The 2,907-nt window shown below is 64.3% G+C and carries 2 protein-coding genes; both read right to left on the reverse strand.

The window, feature by feature from the left end:
* Positions 1–120: 120 nt before the first annotated feature.
* Positions 121–2,412 carry a TonB-dependent receptor gene (locus ACYPYD_RS21870; RefSeq protein WP_459665484.1) on the reverse strand — a complete coding sequence of 764 codons (2,292 nt, stop codon included), beginning with the start codon at positions 2,410–2,412 and terminating at the stop codon, positions 121–123.
* Positions 2,413–2,523: 111 nt separating this feature from the next.
* Positions 2,524–2,907 (reverse strand): SRPBCC family protein (locus ACYPYD_RS21875; protein ID WP_459665486.1); only part of this gene is annotated, 384 nt, incomplete at its 5' end.

Below are 2,907 nucleotides of genomic sequence, written 5' to 3' on the forward strand. Positions count from 1 at the left end.
CGACCCGGACTCGATCCGGGACCGGTGGCTGCCTTCAGGCTGGGACTGGCCGGGTGCCCCGCCGATAGGTGGGTTGTTCCCGGCCAGCGGTCCCGGGGCGAGCCCGGGACGACGGCATTCTCAGAACTCGAAACTGACCGAACCGCCCCACTGGCGCGGCGGTGCGTAGCCTGCGAGGCCCGCGTAGCCGGGGCTGTCGAACACCGTCGACATGTAGCGCGAATCCAGCAGGTTGGTCGCCCACAGACCCACCGACCAGGCACCGCCGTCCGGCTTGTAGGTCAGCGAGGCATCGACGAGATGCGTGGGCTGGATCTTCGAGCGCGGCGTATCGAGGATCGCGGTGTAGTACTTGGAACTGGTGTAGGTATAGCTCACGTCGCTGACGAGATCGGCGCCGTTACCCAGCGGGATCACGAAGTTAGCGCCGAGGCTGGCGTTCCACTTGGGCGCATTCTGCAGGCGGTAGCCTTCCAGATCGAGCACCTGCCCGGAGAGCGGGTCGGCATAGAGGAACTGCTTGTACTTGGCATCGAGGTAAGCCAGCGAGGCGCGCAGCGTCATGCCCTCCACCGGCACCGCCGTGGTTTCCAGTTCGAAGCCCTTGATCTCGGACTTACCGGCATTGAGAATGCGGTTGCCCTGCGTGTTGGTCGTATCGTCGAAGTAGATCTGCGCGACCTGCATGTCGCGGTAATTGGTGTAGAACGCCGCTAGGTTCACGCGCAGGTGCCGGTCGAGGAAGTCGGCCTTGATGCCCGCCTCGAAAGTATCGACCTTTTCCGGATTGTAGGGCGTATCGCCGTCCGCAGGAACGCCGACGCGCGCGGTGAAGCCGCCCGACTTGAAGCCCCGCGCCCAACTGGCGTATAGCAGCGCGTCGTCGGCCACTTCGTAGTCCGCGCCGAGTTTCCAGCCGACGTTGTTCCAGCTCTTCTTGCCGCCCACGGTGAAGCTGCCGATGACGGTGTTGCCGATCCCGGTATAGTTCGAGCCCGCCGGATCGCCGATCGAGGTGATGAGGCTGGGCGTCGATTTGGTCTGCTCATGCGAATAGCGGATGCCGGCTTGCAGCTTGAGCCTGTCGGTCGCCTGCCAGTACCCTTGCGCGAAGCCGGAGACCGAATAGTTGTCCTGATCCTGCAGGTTGATCTGCAGCAGGCCGGGCGCGGCGAACTGCAGGCGATAGGCCTGGATATGGTCGTAGTGGTTCTTGAGGTAGAAGCCGCCGACGAGGACGTTCAGAGTGTCGGTCAGTTCAAGGTTGGTGCGCAGTTCCTGGCTGAACTGCCAGCCCTCGGTGCGACGGTAGGTGTCGTTGAGGAACAGCGGCGTGCCGTCCTGATCGGTGAACTCGCGCAGCGTGAAGTGCTTGTAACCGGTGATCGCGGTCCAGTCGCCGATGCCCGTGTTGCGCCAGTTCATCGTCAGCGTGCCGGAATAGGTGTCCATGTTGGACTGATCGGGCACCGAGTTGTTGGCGCCGTAGTACTTGTCGGGCGCGGTGCAGCTTCCGGCGGTGGCGCAGGGGCTGACGTACATGCCGCCGGTGCCGGGGCCTGTCGTGCCCGGCGCGGTGTAGAGCGCCTCTCCGGGCCGCGCGCCGTTGATGACGATGGGCGAGCCGTTGCGGGCGTTGACATATTCGCCCTGCAACGTCGCGTCGAAGTTGGAGCCGGGCGTGAACTTCAGATAGGCACGCACCGCGTCGAGGTTCTTGCGGCCCATGTCCGAGCCGTCGACGACGTTGGTGACCCAGCCCTTGCGCTGCGTGTGAATGCCCGCGACCTTGAGCGACAGCACGTCCTTGACCAGCGGCGCCTCGATCGAGCCGGTCAGGTCAATGCGGTTGTAGTTGCCGTAGACCGCCTTGACGTGGCCGCCGAAATCGCCGGTCGGCTGCTTGGTGACGACGTTGATGACACCGCCCGTGGTGTTGGCGCCGAACAGCGTGCCCTGCGGCCCGCGCAGAACTTCGATGCGGTCGACGTCGTAGAGGTCGAGCAGCGCGCCCATGGAGAAGAACTGCGGCACGCCGTCGACGACGATCGACACGGTGTTGCCCGCATAAGGGTCAGGCTCGATCACGCCGATGCCGCGCACGGTGAAGACCGCGCTCTGCGGGGTGTTGGCGAAGTTGTCGATCTGGACGTTGGGGATCTGGCCTTGCAGCGCCTGCAGCGAAGTGCCCTGCGTCGATGCCAGCGCCTCGCCGCCGACGGCGGTGATCGAGATCGGCACATCCTGCAGGTTTTCGGACTTCTTCTGCGCGGTGACGACGATCTCCTGGATGCCGCCGGACTGCGTTTCGGCCTGCGGTGCTGGATCATTCTGGGCAAAGACCACCTGCGGCACGAGAAGCGCGGCGGCGCCAAGTGCGAGGCGTGAGCTTGCATTGAGCCAGATGTTCATTTCGTTCTCCCCTTCGTTTATGTTCTTCGGACACGGATCATCGCCATCCCGGCGCAGGCCGGGATCGCTGGCAGTCTTGAGGTGAGAGCCGGCCTGCGCCGGGATGACGGCCTAGCGCCGCCCCTCGAGGTAATCGTTCAGCACTTCATGGAAGAAGCGCACCCGCGTCTCCTGCGCGGCCAGATAGGCGTCGGTGTACCCGCGAGAATACATGCCCTTCTGCTGACCTTCCGCCAGAAGCATGTCCTGATAGACGATCTGGTCCTTGATCTCGGGCACGCCGCGGCCGTTGTCGAAGGCGCGGTGCTGCATCTCGGCCTCGCGCAGCGGCTGGGGACCGGCCATGATCGATTCCACCACGGCCTGTCCCTCGACCGGGAAGGCCATGCACCACAGATCGAACGTGCACTTGTTCGGGTCGGTGGGGTGCGGCTCGGTGCGGAAGAAAATCAGGTTGTCCGGCAGGAAGCTGATGGTGACGTTGGGGAACATCAC

This window comes from Novosphingobium sp. 11B (assembly GCF_054589055.1).